This is a genomic window from Sulfitobacter sediminis, assembly GCF_040811725.1.
GTDB lineage: Bacteria > Pseudomonadota > Alphaproteobacteria > Rhodobacterales > Rhodobacteraceae > Sulfitobacter > Sulfitobacter sediminis.
This window is the reverse complement of record NZ_JBFNXX010000088.1, coordinates 1-1351: the sequence shown is the minus strand read 5'-3', so window position 1 is coordinate 1351 and position 1351 is coordinate 1. Positions and strand designations below refer to the sequence as shown.

2 protein-coding genes are annotated in these 1351 nt (G+C 49.7%); both read right to left on the bottom strand.

Going from position 1 to position 1351, the window contains the following annotated elements; all coding sequences use genetic code 11:
* Positions 1 to 60: 60 nt before the first annotated feature.
* Positions 61 to 717: a hypothetical protein gene (locus AB2B41_RS23270; RefSeq protein WP_367880214.1), complete on the bottom strand. Its 657-nt coding sequence runs from the start codon at positions 715 to 717 to the stop codon at positions 61 to 63.
* Between the two features lie 30 nt (positions 718 to 747).
* On the bottom strand, positions 748 to 1050 hold the full coding sequence (locus tag AB2B41_RS23265; RefSeq protein WP_367880213.1) for a hypothetical protein: 303 nt from the start codon (positions 1048 to 1050) through the stop codon (positions 748 to 750).
* Positions 1051 to 1351 lie beyond the last annotated feature (301 nt).

Genomic DNA, 1351 nt, shown 5'->3' with positions numbered 1-1351 from the left:
GATATGCCGGAGGTGGTGGGAGCTAATGCAGAAGGTGACCGTACTTTTGCTACTGAAGAATCAACTTTGTTGTCCGGACAGTCTTATCCACCTGAACACCAGCATCAGTAGCCACATGCATACAAACAGACCAATAATGTCACCGACAGCATAGGTAGCAAACACAGCAACCGTATCCTCTGGAATGATGAGCCCCGAAAATACCAATGATTGACCCACAGAGTTGATGAGCGAAGCCCCAACTCCGACAAGCAGAATTGATTTCCAGCTAAGGCTTCTTCTCCGACCCGCATAGAGGTCCCAACCAAAGGCCCTCGCCAGTTCAAACGCCACGAGAGCAGCGATCGCTCCAACAACCCAAGATTCCAGTATGGCGAGTTGAAGAAGGGACGATACTTCACTTGGCGTAAAGAGATATTCCGACAGAACTGCCCCTGCAAAAAGTGGTGGAAAAGCCTTCCAACCCATCATCCAGGTCGCAAGTACTCGAACCCCGTGCGGAAGATACATCAGACTTGCGAAGATAGTGATCTCTGGGAAAAAGCGGCCCTGTATAGGCGTGATCAGGTATGCAGTTGCACCATGTGCAAGAACATATGTCAGGACTACGATGACAAAGAATTGCAGATAACTTGCGATCTTCGGATGGTGCACCATGAGAGAGCGTAATATCCGGTTCTCTGGGAAATTAAGATGCTGCAAGTCGGGAAAGGCCAAGGCAGCAGCGCCCAACACTGTGGCGAAGGGCTACTTGTCCAGTACCTCTGCCCTTACGACATACCGCTTTGATTTGTAACCGTCGGCGCGCTTTAGCAACCCCAGTTCCAGTAGTTTTCGCATAGCCCGATGAAATGTTGCTGGCGGCTTTCCCTCTATGAATTCATGATTTCTTATCTGATCGGACTCAATTACATCGCCTGGCCTCTCTGTCAGGCTATGTGCAGCCAGCAGAACGTCTTTCTCTGTCGAACTAAGACCATCAAGGCCAACGTCCTTCTCCATCTGGCGAAGGATCGACCGAAGCTCAAAGATGGAGGCCAACTTGCTCATGGCGCAGATACTTAACACACTCGAGCAAGAATTCTACATTCGAACATAAAAAATCATCTTGATAATTTCGTAGACATTTGCACTGTGTTCGTTACACTCTTCCGATGAGCATCAATGCCCTAACGGGTTGCGGAGCTCATATTTCTCTCGATCTAGCCTCGATGTCTCAACGACAAAAAGGCAGAACGGTCCCTCTTCCGGCCTCGGCGTCAAACGGCGTCGAGGTCAATTTTTTCTGACCTGATCTGGGGGGGCCCAACTCAGTTGCTTGCTCGAAGCTATTAGGCATCTCCGGCATATT